This is a genomic window from Enterobacter sp. ECC-019, assembly GCF_043974075.1.
Classification (GTDB): domain Bacteria; phylum Pseudomonadota; class Gammaproteobacteria; order Enterobacterales; family Enterobacteriaceae; genus Enterobacter; species Enterobacter asburiae_D.
This window is the reverse complement of sequence record NZ_CP143759.1, coordinates 781,796-796,379: the sequence shown is the minus strand read 5'-3', so window position 1 is coordinate 796,379 and position 14,584 is coordinate 781,796. Positions and strand designations below refer to the sequence as shown.

Sequence of the window (14,584 nt, the reverse complement as noted above, 5' to 3'; positions counted from 1 at the left end):
ATTACATATGGGCGGCGATTAAGCGCTGGTTATCCTGGTACATGGCGAACAGATAGTTGTTATAGCTCTGTCCCTTTGTCGAATAACCTTTCAGCTTGTGGATCATCGTACTGGCCGTCACTTCCTGGTCCGCTTTACGCAGCTGAGCGCGTGATTTACGGAACGATGAGTAGGCCGGGTGCGTGTTCAGATTCACCACGTAGGCGCTGACAGAATCCTTCACAGATTCAAACTGCGAATAGCCTTTCACCTTGCCAGGGGCATTATTACAACGACCTTTCACACATTTCATGCCGAAAAGGTTGTTGTTGCTACGCGCAAGCTTAGACGTCCCCCAGCCGCTTTCGGCAGCAGCCATGGTCGCAACCATGCTGCCCGGGATGATATCTACACGCTCAAGGAGAGCATTCCACGGCACACGACGCGTGTTACCGTTCCAGCTCAGCTTGTAGCGCTTCGTGATATCTTTCAGACGCGTGCGCTCTGACGGCGACCAGCGGCTATCGTACTGTTTGGAAATCAGCCAGTTACGATCCGCAGTAATCGCGGCATTTTGACTCGTGATGTAAGGCATTACCGTCCGGAGAAACGCTTTTTTCCTTGGTGTTCCGGAAGGGTATTTTCGCAAATCAGGAAGTGAACTACTCTTTGCACTATTGCGAGAATACTCTTGTTTACTGCTAACCTTACTACTTGTCGTCTGTATTACGTGGGCTTTCTTACTCGTTGTATCCGTGTGCGTCTTCGCAAGCACCTCACCCGAAAATGCCGTGGTGAGTAACATGAGTATCGCAGCCCCATATCGTCGAATGGGAGTCGATATCATTAGGTCTCCTGGTCGGATGTAATCATCCCAACACCTTATTTTTTTCACAAATTTGAGAGCGGAATCTCAAATCATATCAAAAATAGACTTCAAGAGCACGTATAGAAATAGTCCAATTCCGAAACTATGTCATCTAAAACTTGCTCACAAAAACACCATTCCCGAAAAAATGTGTGCGGTATCGCAGTTAACTGCTTAATTTTGCGCGAGATCACTCATCCTCACGCATCCTCCTGGCAGAAAGCGATGGGGGATGAGTTTTTACCCTTCGCCTGATGGCACACTGGTCAAAAATGCCGCGACAGGAAAAAGGAATGAAACGCACCGCATTAGCCTTTCTTATGTTACCCACACTGGCGCATGCCGACTGGTCATCGCCGGGATTTAGCGCATTTAGCGCCGAAGGCACCGGGGTCTTCACCAGCCAGGCAAAGCTTGCGAAGGGTACGCGTCCTCTGACGCTGAGTTTTGACAAGACGTGCTGGCAGCCTGCGGACGCGATAAAACTCAATGAGATGCTGTCGCTCAAGCCCTGTAACGGCACGCCGCCGCAGTGGCGCCTTTTCCGCAACGGTGACTACCAGATGCGGATTGATACCCGCTCCGGCACGCCCACCCTGCTGTTGACGATTCAGAGTGCCGCAGAACAGCCGGTTGCAAACGTCATCCGCCAGTGTCCGAAGTGGGACGGCAAACCGCTGACGCTGGACGTCAGCAGTACCTTCCCGGAAGGCTCCGTGGTGCGCGACTACTACAGTAAACAGACGGCGACGGTGCAGAATGGAAAAATAACCCTGCAGCCTGCCGCCAACAGTAACGGCCTGCTGCTGCTTGAGCGCGCCGAAACTGACAAGCCTGCGCCGTTTAGCTGGCAAAACGCCACCGTCTATTTTGTGCTGACCGACCGTTACGTGAATGGTGACCCGGGCAACGACAACAGCTACGGTCGCCATAAAGACGGCATGCAGGAGATTGGCACCTTCCACGGCGGTGACCTCAAGGGACTCGCCGGCAAGCTCGACTACCTGCAGCAACTGGGCGTCAACGCGCTCTGGATAAGCTCCCCGCTTGAGCAGATCCACGGCTGGGTAGGCGGTGGCACCAAAGGAGATTTCCCTCACTACGCCTATCACGGCTACTACACCCTGGACTGGACAAAGCTCGACGCCAGTATGGGCACTGAGGATGACCTGCGCCAGCTTGTCGACGAAGCGCACAAGCGCGGGATCCGCGTTCTGTTCGATATCGTCATGAACCACGTTGGCTATGCCACGCTGGCAGACATGCAGGAGTATCAGTTTGGTGCCCTGTACCTGCAGGGTGATGAGCTGAAAAAGACGCTGGGAGAACGCTGGACAGACTGGAAGCCGGGCGCGGGGCAAAGCTGGCACAGCTTTAACGACTACATCAACTTTGGCGACAAAGCCGCATGGGAAAAATGGTGGGGGAAAAAGTGGATCCGCACCGATATCGGCGATTACGACAACCCTGGCTTCGATGATTTGACCATGTCGCTGGCATTTCTGCCGGATCTGAAAACGGAATCCACGACGCCTTCCGGATTGCCAAACTTTTACCAACACAAGCCCGATACTCATGCGAAGGCCATCCCGGGATATACCCCGCGCGATTATCTGACCCACTGGCTCAGCCAGTGGGTCCGTGACTACGGCATCGACGGTTTCCGGGTGGATACGGCTAAACACGTTGAGCTTGCGGCCTGGCAACAGCTGAAAGACCAGGCAAGCCAGGCGCTGGCCGCCTGGAAAGGGGCGAACCCGGACAAAAAGCTCGACAACGCACCGTTCTGGATGACCGGGGAATCCTGGGGCCACGGGGTGATGCAAAGCGATTATTACCGCCACGGTTTTGATGCGATGATCAACTTTGATTATCAGGAGCAGGCGGCAAAAGCGGTGGATTGCCTGGCTGACATGGATCTCACCTGGCAGCAGATGGCGGAGAAGCTGCAAAGCTTCAACGTGCTGAGCTATCTCTCATCACACGATACGCGTCTGTTCCGCGAAGGGGGCCAGCGCGCGGCGGAGCTGCTTCTGCTGGCGCCGGGTAGCGTACAAATCTATTACGGGGATGAATCCGAGCGTCCGTTTGGGCCAACAGGCTCCGACCCGCTGCAGGGTACCCGTTCGGATATGAACTGGCAGGACGTCACGGGCAAGCAGGCCCTAACCGTCGCCCACTGGCAAACGCTGGGCCAGTTCCGCGCCCGCCATCCGGCGATCGGTGAAGGCAAGCAAACCACGCTGTCGCTGAAAGAGGGATACGGCTTCGTGCGCGAGCACAAGGGCGATAAGGTGATGGTGGTATGGGCAGGTAATCAGTAGACCACACCCCTCACCAGAACTATTCACTACACAAATCCGCCCCCGCCCTATAAAACAACAAATCCGACCACATCACCCGATTTGCACCAGCACGGTGCTAGCGTTATGGTTACCCACTTTCAAAATAAGCTCGACAGATCACCTGCTATGACGTTTTCACTTTTCGGCGACAAATTTACCCGCCATTCAGGCATTACTCGCCTGATGGAGGACCTCAACGACGGGCTGCGCACACCGGGCGCAATCATGCTCGGCGGCGGAAACCCGGCTCAAATCCCGGAGATGACGACCTATTTCCAGACGCTGCTCGCTCAGATGCTGGAAAGCGGCAAAGCAACCGATGCGCTTTGCAATTACGATGGCCCGCAGGGTAAAACCGAGCTGCTGGCACTCCTCGCCGAAATGCTGCGTGACGAGCTGGGTTGGGATATCGAACCACAGAATATTGCACTGACAAATGGCAGCCAGAGCGCATTTTTCTACTTGTTTAACCTGTTCGCAGGGCGTCGCGCCGATGGCACCACCAAAAAAGTGCTGTTCCCGCTGGCACCGGAGTATATCGGCTATGCTGATTCCGGCCTGGAAGAGGATCTGTTCGTCTCCGCGCGCCCGAACATTGAGCTGCTGCCGGAAGGCCAGTTCAAATATCACGTCGATTTTGAACACCTGCATATTGGTGAAGAGACGGGCATGATCTGCGTATCGCGTCCGACTAATCCAACGGGCAACGTGATCACCGACGATGAACTGATGAAGCTGGATGCGCTCGCGAATCAGCACGGCATTCCGCTGGTGATCGATAACGCCTACGGCGTGCCGTTCCCGGGTATTATCTTCAGCGAAGCACGTCCGCTGTGGAACCCGAACATTGTCCTGTGCATGAGCCTCTCTAAGCTGGGTCTGCCCGGTAGCCGCTGCGGCATCATCATCGCTAACGAGAAAATCATCACCGCTATTACCAATATGAACGGCATTATCAGCCTCTCACCGGGCGGCATTGGCCCGGCGATGATGTGCGAAATGATCAAGCGCAACGACCTGCTGCGTCTGTCCAATGACGTGATCAAACCGTTCTACTACCAGCGTGTTCAGGAAACAATTGCGACAATTCGCCGCTACTTGCCGGAAGAACGCTGCCTGATCCACAAACCTGAAGGGGCGATTTTCCTGTGGCTGTGGTTTAAGGATTTGCCTATCACCACCGAGCTGCTTTACCAGCGCCTGAAAAAGCGCGGCGTGCTGATGGTACCAGGCGATTATTTCTTCCTGGGGCTTGATAAGCCGTGGCCGCATACGCACCAGTGCATGCGCATGAACTATGTGCCTGATCCAGAAAAAATCGAAGCGGGTGTGAAAATTCTCGCGGAAGAGATTGAGAACGCCTGGCGCGAAAACGGTCAGTAAGTTCTTACGCCAGATGATGCAGCCGTTCGGTGCGTAATCTGGCGGGGTCGACACAGCTTAACGCGTGGGTCGGGCAAGCCTCAACGCAGGCAGGTCCGCCCTCGCGATGCGCGCATAAATCACATTTCAGCGCCTGCGCATGATCCCCCACCCTCTGTACCTGCATCGCCCCAAACGGGCACGCCACCATACAGCTTTTGCACCCGATGCAGCGCGCCTGCTCAACGAGCCAGGCTCCGGCTGAGCGTCGGATTGCCCCGGTTGGGCACACATTTGCACAGGGCGCATCCTCGCACTGATGACACCCGACCGCGGTGGTATAAGAATCCCCTTTCACCACCCGAATGCGGGGCATGAAATCATTTGCGGTGACGAATTCCTGATGCGAAACCGCGCAGGCCACTTCGCAAGTGCGGCATCCAATGCATTTTTCCGAATCCGCCCTGATAAATCGGTTCATCTGTTACGCCTCGCGCACGTTAAAACCCAGTTCTTTTGAGATAGCCTCTGCCGTTTCGCGCAGCGGCTTGAGCAAGTTCTTCTCACCCACCTGCTTCATGCGCGACGTTGATAGCGAGATAGAGATCGCATACGGGACGCGGCCGTGGATATCAAATACCGGCACGGCAATGCAGGAAACGCCCAGCTCGTTTTCTTCTTTGTCCATCGCCATGCTGCGATCGCGAATTTCCGCCAGCTCATCATACATCGCACTCAGCTCAGTGATGGTGTTGCGCGTCAAAGGTTGGATCTGTTCCTGATGGCTTTCCCAGTAGCTCGCCACGTAATCCTGATGACCAAACGCCATGTAGATCTTGCCCATTGCGGAGCAGTAGAGCGGCATATGCTGGCCGATATAGGCGCGCGTGCGCAGCATACCGGTTGTCGGCTCGAGCTTGTAAATCAGGATCGCGTGGTCGTCTTCCCGGCTGGAGAAGTTCACCGTCTCGCCGGTGGCAATATTCAGCGCCTCAAGGTGCGGAGCGGCCACGTGAATGATATTCAGCGACGACAGCGCCTTTTGCCCGACGGCGATAAATTTGGTGGTCAGGCGATAGCTGCCCGCCGCGGGTGCCGGGGTCACGTACCCGCACGACTGTAGCCCCTGCAGCAAGCGGTGCACGGTGCTCTTATTCAGCCCCGCCAGTTCCGATAAATGTGCAAGCGGACACCCGTTCGGATAGTTGCTGAGGATCTCAATCAGCATCAGGCCGCGAAACAAGCTCTGGCTACCTGCAGGCCTCTCTTTTTCTTGTGTCATTTCGCTCTCTTTCATGCTCATTACATGGCTCCTTTTTATCGCGCCCTGATGGTAGCGCAAAGTGTGGTTCAGTTCACGATCTCAACAGAAAAAACACAACCGTTTGATTTTAATCGATTTTGAAAAACATGAATGTCGTTGATCTGACAAAATTTGATCGATATATTTGAAATCAGATTTCGCATAGTGAAATTTAGCGATAAAAAAGCACTCGCACTTGCCCCTTAAAAGAACAGGAGAACAGGGATGAAAGTGACCTTTGAAGAGTTGAAAGCGGCGTTCAATCGGGTCCTGCTCGATCGCGGCGTGAAAGCGGAAACCGCAGACGCCTGCGCCGATATGTTCGCTCGCACCACGGAATCCGGCGTTTATTCACACGGAGTTAACCGCTTCCCGCGCTTTATTCAGCAGCTTGATGCTGGCGATATCATTCCCGACGCTCAGCCAAAACGGGTGATGACATTAGGGGCTATCGAACAGTGGGACGCCCAGCGCGCTATCGGCAACCTGACGGCGAAAAAGATGATGGATCGCGCCACCGAGCTGGCGTCCGATCACGGTATTGGTCTGGTGGCACTGCGTAACGCGAACCACTGGATGCGCGGCGGCAGCTACGGCTGGCAGGCGGCGGAGAAAGGCTATATCGGCATTTGCTGGACCAACTCTATCGCCGTGATGCCCGCATGGGGATCAAAAGAGTGCTGCATCGGCACCAACCCGTTGATCGTTGCTATTCCATCTAACCCGATCACCATGGTCGATATGTCGATGTCGATGTTCTCCTACGGCATGCTGGAAGTGAATCGCCTGGCCGGGCGCGGGCTGCCGGTCGATGGCGGCTTTGACGACGAGGGCAATCTCACCCGAGAGCCGGGCGTGATTGAGAAAAACCGCCGTATTCTGCCGATGGGCTACTGGAAAGGGTCCGGCTTATCCATCGTGCTCGATATGATCGCCACCCTGCTCTCCAACGGATCCTCCGTCGCGGAAGTGACCCAGGACAACAGCGACGAGTACGGCGTGTCGCAGATCTTTATCGCCATCGAGGTTGATCGCCTGATCGACGGCCCAACCCGCGATGCCAAACTGCAGCGCATCATGGACTTCGTTACCACCGCCGAACGCGCTGATGAAAACGTCGCCGTCCGTCTGCCGGGGCATGAATTCACCCGTTTGCAGGAAGAGAACCGCCGCGACGGCATCACCATCGACGACAGTGTGTGGGCGAAAATCCAGTCTCTGTAAGGAGTGGACCATGATATTTGGACATATTTCCCAACCCAATCCATGTCGCCTGCCGCTGGCGATTGAAAAAGCGCTTCATTTTTTGCGCACCACGGATTTCACCACCCTGGCGCCAGGCGTGGTGGAAATTGAAGGCCGCACTATTTTTGCCCAGGTTCTCGACCTGACGACAAAGGAACCGCACGAGAACCGTCCGGAAGTGCACCGCCGCTATCTGGATATTCAGTTTTTGGCATGGGGTGAAGAGAAAATCGGTATCGCTATTGATACCGGCAATAACGAAATAAGCGAATCATTGCTGGAACAGCGAGATATTATTTTTTATCACGACAGCGAAAATGAATCGTTTATCGAAATGATACCCGGCAGCTATGCCATATTTTTCCCGCAGGATGTGCATCGTCCTGCCTGTATTAAAAACAAGGGATCCGCAATTCGTAAAATTGTGGTGAAAGTGGCAATCAGCGAATTAGATTAATTTTCTGATAAATACAGGAACGCGAAATGACCAACACCGGTTTTATTATTGGTGCGTACCCCTGCGCACCCTCGTTTCACCAGAAAGGGGAACAAGAAGAACAAACCTTCTGGCGAGAACTTTCCGACACGCCGAACATTCGCGGGCTGGAACAACCGTGCCTTGAAAATCTCCATCCGTTTGGTGATGAATGGCTGTTCCGCCATACGCCGGGTGACTGGCAAATCGTCGTCACGGCAGTGATGGAGACCATGCGCCGCCGCGGCAGCAACGGCGCGTTTGGCCTGGCGTCAGCCGACGAAGCGCAGCGTAAAGCCTGCGTAGACTTTTACCGGCATCTGCACCAGAAAGTTAACGCCGTGAACGCCCGCTATCCGGGCAAAGTGATTGCACTGGAAATGCAGGCAGCCCCACAGGCGGGCAATACCTCCGTCGAACAGGCTACCGAAGCGTTTTCACGCTCGATCCGGGAAATCGCGGGCTGGGACTGGGACTGCGATCTGGTGCTGGAACACTGCGATGCTATGACTGGCCCGGCACCGCGCAAGGGTTTCCTGCCCTTAGAGCAGGTGCTGGAGGTGGTGAAAGAGACGGATATCAGTGTCTGCATCAACTGGGCGCGGTCGGCCATCGAAGGCCGTAGCACGACCCTTCCGCTTGACCACGTTCAGGCCGCGCTCAAAGCCGGGAAACTGGGAGCACTGATGTTTTCGGGCACGACCACCCACGGGGAGTACGGTGAATGGCAGGATCTTCACGCGCCGTTTTCTTCATTCTGCGCCGACAGTTTGATGTCAACTGAACTCGCAAAATCACTCTTTACTGCGGCGAGCGCCGCAACGTTGAAATTCTCCGGTATTAAATTACTGGAAATAAATGCTAATGCTGACGTCAGCCATCGCATCGCTATTTTGCGTGACGGTATTAGCGAAATGAATAAAGCAACGCAATAACAATAAAAATATCCCTATTCCGGTTACATTGACTGAGACAGTAAATATGAACACTTACTCGAATACTCAACAAGCGGACATTCCGCGCCAGCGCTGGCTAAGAATCATTCCTCCCATTCTTATCGCCTGCATTATTTCATATATGGACCGCGTGAATATCGCGTTTGCGATGCCGGGTGGTATGGATGAAGAATTAGGTATTACCGCAACGATGGCAGGCCTGGCGGGCGGGATCTTCTTTATCGGCTATCTGTTCCTGCAGGTTCCCGGCGGCAAGATTGCCGTGCACGGCAGCGGCAAGAAGTTTATCGGCTGGTCGCTGGTTGCCTGGGCGGTGATCTCGGTGCTCACGGGTCTGGTGACGAATCAGTATCAGCTTCTGGTGCTGCGCTTCTTACTCGGCGTGGCGGAAGGCGGGATGCTGCCCGTTGTGCTCACCATGATCAGCAACTGGTTCCCGGACGCCGAGCGCGGTCGCGCCAATGCCATTGTGATCATGTTCGTGCCCATCGCCGGGATCGTCACCGCCCCGCTGTCCGGCTGGATTATTACCGCACTCGACTGGCGCTGGCTGTTCATCATTGAAGGTCTGATGTCCGTCGTTGTGCTGGTGCTGTGGGCGTACACCGTTTACGACCGACCGCAGGAAGCCCGCTGGATTTCAGAGGCGGAGAAAAACTATCTGGTGCAAACGCTGGCGGCGGAGCAGCAGGCCATCGCCGGAAAAGAGGTAAAAAATGCCTCGCTCAGCGCCGTGCTGTCCGACAAAACCATGTGGCAGCTGATCGCCCTGAACTTCTTCTACCAGACCGGGATTTACGGTTACACGCTCTGGCTGCCGACCATCCTGAAAGAGCTGACGCATACCAGCATTGGTCAGGTGGGCATGCTCGCCATCTTGCCTTACATCGGCGCCATTGCGGGCATGTTCCTGTTCTCTACGCTCTCTGACCGCACCGGCAAGCGCAAGCTGTTTGTCTCCCTGCCATTGATTGGCTTTGCGCTCTGCATGTTCCTGTCTGTGGCGCTGAAAGAGAGTACCTGGCTGGCGTATTCCGCGCTGGTGGGCTGCGGGTTCTTCCTGCAATCCGCCGCGGGCGTGTTCTGGACCATTCCGGCGCGACTGTTCAGCGCAGAGATGGCGGGCGGCGCGCGCGGCGTGATCAACGCCCTGGGCAACCTTGGCGGGTTCTGCGGCCCGTATGCGGTTGGCGTGCTGATCACCCTGTACAGCAAAGATGCGGGCGTTTACTGCCTGGCGGTGTCTCTGGCGCTGGCGTCACTGCTGGCCCTGCTGTTACCGGCGAAATGCGATGCTGGCGCGGAGCCTAATCCCACGGTGACTCCGCATAAACGTGCGGTCTGATGCCCTCACCCCAGCCCTCTCTCACGGGGAGAGGGAGAAAACCGAACCGTAGGCCGGGTAAGCGAAGCGCCACCCGGCGAATAAGTGAGATGAAGATGAGTGAAAAAGAGCCCTTCTGGCTGGGTATCGATTGTGGCGGTACTTATCTGAAAGCCGGTTTATACAACAGCCAGGGCAAGGAAGTTTGTATCGAACGTCTCTCCGTTGCCACGCTCAGCCCGCGCGCAGGCTACGCGGAGCGGGATATGCCCCAGCTCTGGCAGCACTGCCACGCAACCATCGCCGCGCTGCTTAAGAATTCAGGCGTAAACGGCAACCAGATTAAAGGCGTCGGCATCTCTGCTCAGGGCAAAGGACTGTTTCTGCTCGATAAACAGGACCAACCACTGGGCAATGCCATACTCTCCTCTGACCGCCGGGCGCTGGACATTGTGCAGCGCTGGCAGCAGGACGGTATTCCCGAAAAGCTTTATCCGCATACGCGCCAGACGCTGTGGACCGGGCATCCGGCCTCGCTTCTGCGCTGGGTGAAAGAGAACGAGCCGCAGCGGTACCAGCAGATTGGCTGTGTGATGATGGCGCACGACTATCTGCGCTGGTGTCTGACTGGCGTGAAGGGCTGCGAGGAGAGCAATATCTCCGAGTCCAATCTCTACAACATGAATACCGGGAAATACGACCCACAGCTTACGCGCTGGCTCGGTATCAGCGAAATTGACGGCGCCCTGCCGCCGATTGTCGGTTCAGCAGAAATTTGCGGGGAAATCACCGCTCAGGCAGCCGCACTTACCGGTCTCGCGGCGGGCACGCCCGTCGTGGGTGGACTGTTTGATGTGGTTTCCACCGCAGTCTGCGCAGGGCTGCAAGACCAGCACACGCTAAATGCAGTGATGGGCACCTGGGCCGTCACCAGCGGGATCGCCAGTGCGCTTCGCGACAACGAACCCTTCCCGTACGTCTATGGCCGCTACGTTCACCCACAGCAGTACATTGTTCACGAAGCCAGCCCGACCTCGTCCGGCAACCTTGAGTGGCTGACCGCGCAGTGGGGCGATATGCCGTTTAGCGAAATCAACCGCGCCGTGGCCAGCCTGCCGAAAGCGGAAAGCGATCTGTTCTTCCTGCCGTTCCTCTACGGCAGCAACGCCGGGCTGGAGATGACCAGTGGTTTCTACGGCATGCAGGCGCTACACACCCGCGCGCATCTTCTGCAGGCCGTTTACGAGGGCGTGGTGTTCAGCCACATGACCCACCTCAACCGCATGCTTGAGCGTTTTACCCAGGTGCAGGCGCTGCGCGTCACGGGAGGCCCGACCCATTCGGACGTGTGGATGCAAATGCTCGCCGACGTCAGCGGGCTGGCGATTGAGCTGCCGCAGGTGGAAGAGACCGGCTGTTCCGGCGCGGCGCTGGCGGCGATGGTGGGTACCGGTGTGTTCACCGACTTCCACTCAGCGCAGCGCGCGCTCAAACATGACATCCGGGTGATTGAACCCGACATGCGCGCCCATACGGCCTACCAGCGCAAATATCACCGTTACCAGCTACTGATTTCAGCACTACAGGGCTATCACGCCCGTGTTAAGGAGTACGACCTATGAGCCGACCATTACTGCAGCTGGCGCTCGACCACACTTCGCTTCAGGCCGCGCAGCGCGACGTCGCGACGCTTTCAGATCACGTCGATATCGTCGAAGCGGGCACCATTTTGTGCCTGACTGAAGGGCTGAACGCCGTACGCGCCCTGCGCGCGCAGTGCCCGGATAAGATCGTCGTTGCGGACTGGAAAGTGGCCGACGCCGGAGAAACGCTGGCTGAGCAGGCGTTTGGTGCGGGCGCGAACTGGATGACCATCATCTGCGCCGCGCCGCTGGCAACCGTTGAGCGAGGCCACGAGGTGGCACTGCGCTGCGGAGGTGAAATCCAGATGGAGCTCTTTGGTAACTGGACGCTGGACGACGCGCGCGCATGGCATCGCGTCGGCGTGAAGCAAGCAATCTACCACCGCGGGCGCGACGCACAGGCTAGCGGCCAGCAGTGGGGCGAAGCGGATCTCGAGAAAATGAAGGCGCTCTCCGACATCGGTTTACAGCTTTCAATTACCGGCGGCATCACCCCCGCCGATCTGCCGCTGTTTAAGCAGATCAACGTTAAAGCCTTTATTGCCGGGCGCGCGCTGGCAGGCGCCGCTAATCCGCCGCAGGTGGCGCAGGCATTTCACTCGCAAATTCGCGACATCTGGGGAGCGTAACTATGCGTCAGCATCCGTTAGGGATTTACGAAAAAGCACTGCCAAAAGATCTCTCCTGGCCGGAACGCCTGGTACTGGCGAAAAGCTGCGGGTTCGATTTTGTTGAGATGTCGGTTGATGAAACCGACGAGCGATTATCACGCCTCGAGTGGAGCACCACGCAGCGCGCTTCGCTGGTTGAAGCGATGCTGGAAACCGGCGTGGCGATCCCGTCGATGTGTCTTTCTGCCCACCGCCGTTTTCCCTTTGGCAGCCGGGATGAAACCGTGCGCGAACGCGCCCGCGAGATCATGACCAAAGCCATCAGGCTGGCGCGTGACTTAGGCATTCGCACCATCCAGCTTGCCGGGTATGACGTCTATTACGAAGAGCACGATGAGGGCACGCAGCAGCGCTTTGCCGAAGGGTTGGCGTGGGCGGTAGAGCAGGCCGCCGCCGCGCAGGTGATGCTGGCTGTGGAGATCATGGATACCGCGTTTATGAACTCCATCAGCAAATGGAAAAAGTGGGACGACATGCTCGCCTCGCCGTGGTTCAGCGTTTACCCGGACGTTGGCAACCTGAGCGCGTGGGGCAACGACGTCACCGCCGAGCTGACGCTGGGCATTGACCGCATTGCGGCTATTCACCTGAAAGATACCCAACCCGTCACCGCGCAAAGTCCCGGACAGTTCCGCGACGTGCCGTTTGGCGAAGGCTGCGTCGATTTCGTTGGCGTGTTTAACACGCTGAATAAGCTGAACTATCGCGGCGCGTTTCTGATTGAAATGTGGACTGAAAAAGCAAAAGAGCCGGTGCTGGAAATCATCCAGGCGCGCCGCTGGATTGAAGCCCGTATGCAGGAAGGAGGCATGACATGTTAGAACAACTCAAAGCCGAAGTGCTGGCAGCAAACCTGGCGCTGCCCGCCCACCAGTTGGTGACCTTTACATGGGGCAACGTCAGCGCGGTGGATCGCGAAAGCGGCCTGATGGTGATCAAGCCCTCCGGCGTGGAGTACGACGTGATGACGGCGGAGGATATGGTGGTGGTAAATATCGCCACGGGCCTGGTTGTCGAGGGTAATAAAAAACCCTCTTCAGACACGCCCACCCATCTTGCGCTGTACCGTCGTTACCCGGAAATTGGCGGCATTGTGCATACGCATTCTCGCCACGCCACCATCTGGTCACAGGCGGGGCAGGATTTACCCGCCTGGGGCACAACGCACGCGGACTATTTCTACGGAACCATTCCCTGCACGCGCCTGATGACCACGACAGAGATAGCAGGGGAATACGAATACCAGACGGGTGAAGTGATCATCAAAACCTTCGAGGAGCGCGATCTCAGTCCGATGCAGATCCCGGCTGTGCTGGTCCACTCCCACGGCCCGTTCGCCTGGGGTAAAGACGCTGCCGATGCGGTCCACAATGCCGTCGTGCTGGAAGAGTGCGCGTACATGGGCCTGTTCTCACGCCAGTTAGCGCCGCAGCTACCGGTTATGCAGCAGGAGCTGCTCGACAAGCATTATCTGCGTAAGCACGGGGTGAATGCCTATTACGGCCAGTGATCAGCCGGAGTTGATATGCTCTTTACAGTACCGTCGTTTCCAGACGGCGGGTGTTAGCCCGGTATGCTTTGAAAAGATCTGCCGAAAATACCCCACGTCATTAAAACCGCAGCGGGTTGCCACTTCGGTGAGCGAGGCAGAGCCATCCAGCAACAGCTTTTCCGCTGCCCTGACGCGCTGGCGATGTATTGCCTCCGTCAGGGTTAAATGGAAAGTCCGGCGAAACACGCGCCCGAGGTAATCGGCATTGCAGTGCAACGCTTTTGCCAGCTGCGACGTCGAAAGCGGTAAATGAAACTGCGTGCGAATAAGCTGCTTCGCCTTCCACGCCATCGCCGCACCAGATTCATCTGCGTTATCTTCATAGCCTGATGAAATAGAAATTTGCTGCAAAATCAGTAATAAAATGATTTCCAGCGCCACGCTTCGCTGTAATTTCTCCTGCTCACTCAGGAACTGACGAAAAAGAGAAATCACATACTGTGCATCCCTCACTCGGCAATGTTGTTCAATTGCCAAATTTGGCAACCGGGGCGGGTGATGCTCAACCTCAAAATGCAGCCAGTAAAATTTAAGATCGGCTGGAAAGTCGCCCACGCCCACATGGCGTCGGTCTGGCCAAAGCAGCAAACTCTCTCCTGCTTTTACCACAAATAACGTGCTTTCTTCCTGGATCGTTAATGTCCCTTTTTCGACAAAAATAATCTCCCACGACGTTAATTTTCGCGCAGGGTGGCGGCCCACGCCCCTGGAGATAAATAACCCGCCATTTTGGACCTTAATCGGAAGCGCTATGGATAATTCGAGCATGGATATTCACCATTCCGCTTTTATTGCCGTTGCTATTCAACTTACGCTTTGATTATTAATCAATATTCGAATAACTGTCCGATCGGAATCACA

General features: G+C 56.1%; 14 protein-coding genes. 10 read left to right on the top strand and 4 right to left on the bottom strand.

Annotated elements, in window-relative coordinates:
- Position 1 precedes the first annotated feature (1 nt).
- Positions 2 to 826 carry a protein bax gene (locus V1566_RS03705; RefSeq protein ID WP_395305100.1) on the bottom strand — a complete coding sequence of 275 codons (825 nt, stop codon included), beginning with the start codon at positions 824 to 826 and terminating at the stop codon, positions 2 to 4.
- A gap of 314 nt (positions 827 to 1,140) precedes the next feature.
- Here V1566_RS03705 and V1566_RS03700 point away from each other — a divergent pair, with 314 nt between their 5' ends.
- Together V1566_RS03700 and avtA are read left to right on the top strand one after the other, a co-directional pair.
- A complete protein-coding gene (locus tag V1566_RS03700) occupies positions 1,141 to 3,171 on the top strand; it encodes an alpha-amylase (protein WP_395305099.1) in 2,031 nt (676 codons plus the stop codon).
- 147 nt (positions 3,172 to 3,318) lie between these two features.
- The gene (gene avtA, locus V1566_RS03695; RefSeq protein ID WP_395305098.1) at positions 3,319 to 4,575 is read left to right on the top strand and encodes a valine--pyruvate transaminase; all 1,257 of its coding nucleotides are present in this window, start codon (positions 3,319 to 3,321) and stop codon (positions 4,573 to 4,575) included.
- Positions 4,576 to 4,579: 4 nt separating this feature from the next.
- Here avtA and V1566_RS03690 read toward each other — a convergent pair whose 3' ends face one another.
- Both V1566_RS03690 and yiaJ read right to left on the bottom strand, forming a co-directional pair.
- The gene (locus V1566_RS03690) at positions 4,580 to 5,035 is read right to left on the bottom strand and encodes a 4Fe-4S dicluster domain-containing protein (protein ID WP_395305097.1); all 456 of its coding nucleotides are present in this window, start codon (positions 5,033 to 5,035) and stop codon (positions 4,580 to 4,582) included.
- Between the two features lie 3 nt (positions 5,036 to 5,038).
- The gene (yiaJ, locus tag V1566_RS03685) at positions 5,039 to 5,857 is read right to left on the bottom strand and encodes an IclR family transcriptional regulator YiaJ (protein WP_021242452.1); all 819 of its coding nucleotides are present in this window, start codon (positions 5,855 to 5,857) and stop codon (positions 5,039 to 5,041) included.
- A gap of 225 nt (positions 5,858 to 6,082) precedes the next feature.
- On the opposite strand from yiaJ, the gene yiaK reads away from it, so the two are divergent.
- The 8 genes from yiaK to araD all read left to right on the top strand — a co-directional run bounded on the left by yiaK (position 6,083) and on the right by araD (position 13,681).
- Positions 6,083 to 7,081, top strand: coding sequence for a 3-dehydro-L-gulonate 2-dehydrogenase (gene yiaK / locus V1566_RS03680; protein WP_395305096.1), 999 nt, complete (start codon positions 6,083 to 6,085; stop codon positions 7,079 to 7,081).
- Positions 7,082 to 7,091: 10 nt separating this feature from the next.
- The gene (locus V1566_RS03675; RefSeq protein WP_395305095.1) at positions 7,092 to 7,559 is read left to right on the top strand and encodes a YhcH/YjgK/YiaL family protein; all 468 of its coding nucleotides are present in this window, start codon (positions 7,092 to 7,094) and stop codon (positions 7,557 to 7,559) included.
- A gap of 26 nt (positions 7,560 to 7,585) precedes the next feature.
- Positions 7,586 to 8,512: a DUF4862 family protein gene (locus V1566_RS03670; protein ID WP_395305094.1), complete on the top strand. Its 927-nt coding sequence runs from the start codon at positions 7,586 to 7,588 to the stop codon at positions 8,510 to 8,512.
- A 46-nt stretch (positions 8,513 to 8,558) separates the two neighbouring features.
- Positions 8,559 to 9,878, top strand: coding sequence for an MFS transporter (locus V1566_RS03665; protein ID WP_395305093.1), 1,320 nt, complete (start codon positions 8,559 to 8,561; stop codon positions 9,876 to 9,878).
- A 95-nt stretch (positions 9,879 to 9,973) separates the two neighbouring features.
- A complete protein-coding gene (locus V1566_RS03660; RefSeq protein ID WP_395305092.1) occupies positions 9,974 to 11,479 on the top strand; it encodes an FGGY-family carbohydrate kinase in 1,506 nt (501 codons plus the stop codon).
- Positions 11,476 to 12,129 carry a 3-keto-L-gulonate-6-phosphate decarboxylase UlaD gene (gene ulaD, locus V1566_RS03655; RefSeq protein ID WP_395305091.1) on the top strand — a complete coding sequence of 218 codons (654 nt, stop codon included), beginning with the start codon at positions 11,476 to 11,478 and terminating at the stop codon, positions 12,127 to 12,129. The genes V1566_RS03660 and ulaD overlap by 4 nt, the downstream gene beginning before the upstream one ends.
- Positions 12,130 to 12,131: 2 nt before the next feature.
- Positions 12,132 to 12,992 (top strand): L-ribulose-5-phosphate 3-epimerase, encoded by an 861-nt coding sequence (locus V1566_RS03650; RefSeq protein ID WP_395305090.1) that lies wholly within the window; start codon positions 12,132 to 12,134, stop codon positions 12,990 to 12,992.
- A complete protein-coding gene (araD, locus tag V1566_RS03645; protein WP_395305089.1) occupies positions 12,986 to 13,681 on the top strand; it encodes an L-ribulose-5-phosphate 4-epimerase in 696 nt (231 codons plus the stop codon). The genes V1566_RS03650 and araD overlap by 7 nt, the downstream gene beginning before the upstream one ends.
- Here araD and V1566_RS03640 read toward each other — a convergent pair whose 3' ends face one another.
- A complete protein-coding gene (locus V1566_RS03640) occupies positions 13,682 to 14,491 on the bottom strand; it encodes a helix-turn-helix domain-containing protein (protein ID WP_395305088.1) in 810 nt (269 codons plus the stop codon). It abuts the gene before it with no gap.
- Positions 14,492 to 14,584: the final 93 nt, after the last annotated feature.

What these genes read in the sequence shown, in the direction of transcription:
- V1566_RS03660 (WP_395305092.1), top strand. Translation starts at nt 9,974, where the DNA reads ATGAGTGAAAAAGAGCCCTTCTGGCTGGGTATCGATTGTGGCGGTACT.
- V1566_RS03675 (WP_395305095.1), top strand. Translation starts at nt 7,092, where the DNA reads ATGATATTTGGACATATTTCCCAACCCAATCCATGTCGCCTGCCGCTG.
- V1566_RS03705 (WP_395305100.1), bottom strand. Translation starts at nt 826, where the DNA reads ATGATATCGACTCCCATTCGACGATATGGGGCTGCGATACTCATGTTA.
- V1566_RS03640 (WP_395305088.1), bottom strand. Translation starts at nt 14,491, where the DNA reads ATGCTCGAATTATCCATAGCGCTTCCGATTAAGGTCCAAAATGGCGGG.
- V1566_RS03670 (WP_395305094.1), top strand. Translation starts at nt 7,586, where the DNA reads ATGACCAACACCGGTTTTATTATTGGTGCGTACCCCTGCGCACCCTCG.
- V1566_RS03700 (WP_395305099.1), top strand. Translation starts at nt 1,141, where the DNA reads ATGAAACGCACCGCATTAGCCTTTCTTATGTTACCCACACTGGCGCAT.
- araD (WP_395305089.1), top strand. Translation starts at nt 12,986, where the DNA reads ATGTTAGAACAACTCAAAGCCGAAGTGCTGGCAGCAAACCTGGCGCTG.
- V1566_RS03650 (WP_395305090.1), top strand. Translation starts at nt 12,132, where the DNA reads ATGCGTCAGCATCCGTTAGGGATTTACGAAAAAGCACTGCCAAAAGAT.
- V1566_RS03690 (WP_395305097.1), bottom strand. Translation starts at nt 5,035, where the DNA reads ATGAACCGATTTATCAGGGCGGATTCGGAAAAATGCATTGGATGCCGC.
- V1566_RS03665 (WP_395305093.1), top strand. Translation starts at nt 8,559, where the DNA reads ATGAACACTTACTCGAATACTCAACAAGCGGACATTCCGCGCCAGCGC.
- avtA (WP_395305098.1), top strand. Translation starts at nt 3,319, where the DNA reads ATGACGTTTTCACTTTTCGGCGACAAATTTACCCGCCATTCAGGCATT.
- yiaJ (WP_021242452.1), bottom strand. Translation starts at nt 5,857, where the DNA reads ATGAGCATGAAAGAGAGCGAAATGACACAAGAAAAAGAGAGGCCTGCA.
- ulaD (WP_395305091.1), top strand. Translation starts at nt 11,476, where the DNA reads ATGAGCCGACCATTACTGCAGCTGGCGCTCGACCACACTTCGCTTCAG.
- yiaK (WP_395305096.1), top strand. Translation starts at nt 6,083, where the DNA reads ATGAAAGTGACCTTTGAAGAGTTGAAAGCGGCGTTCAATCGGGTCCTG.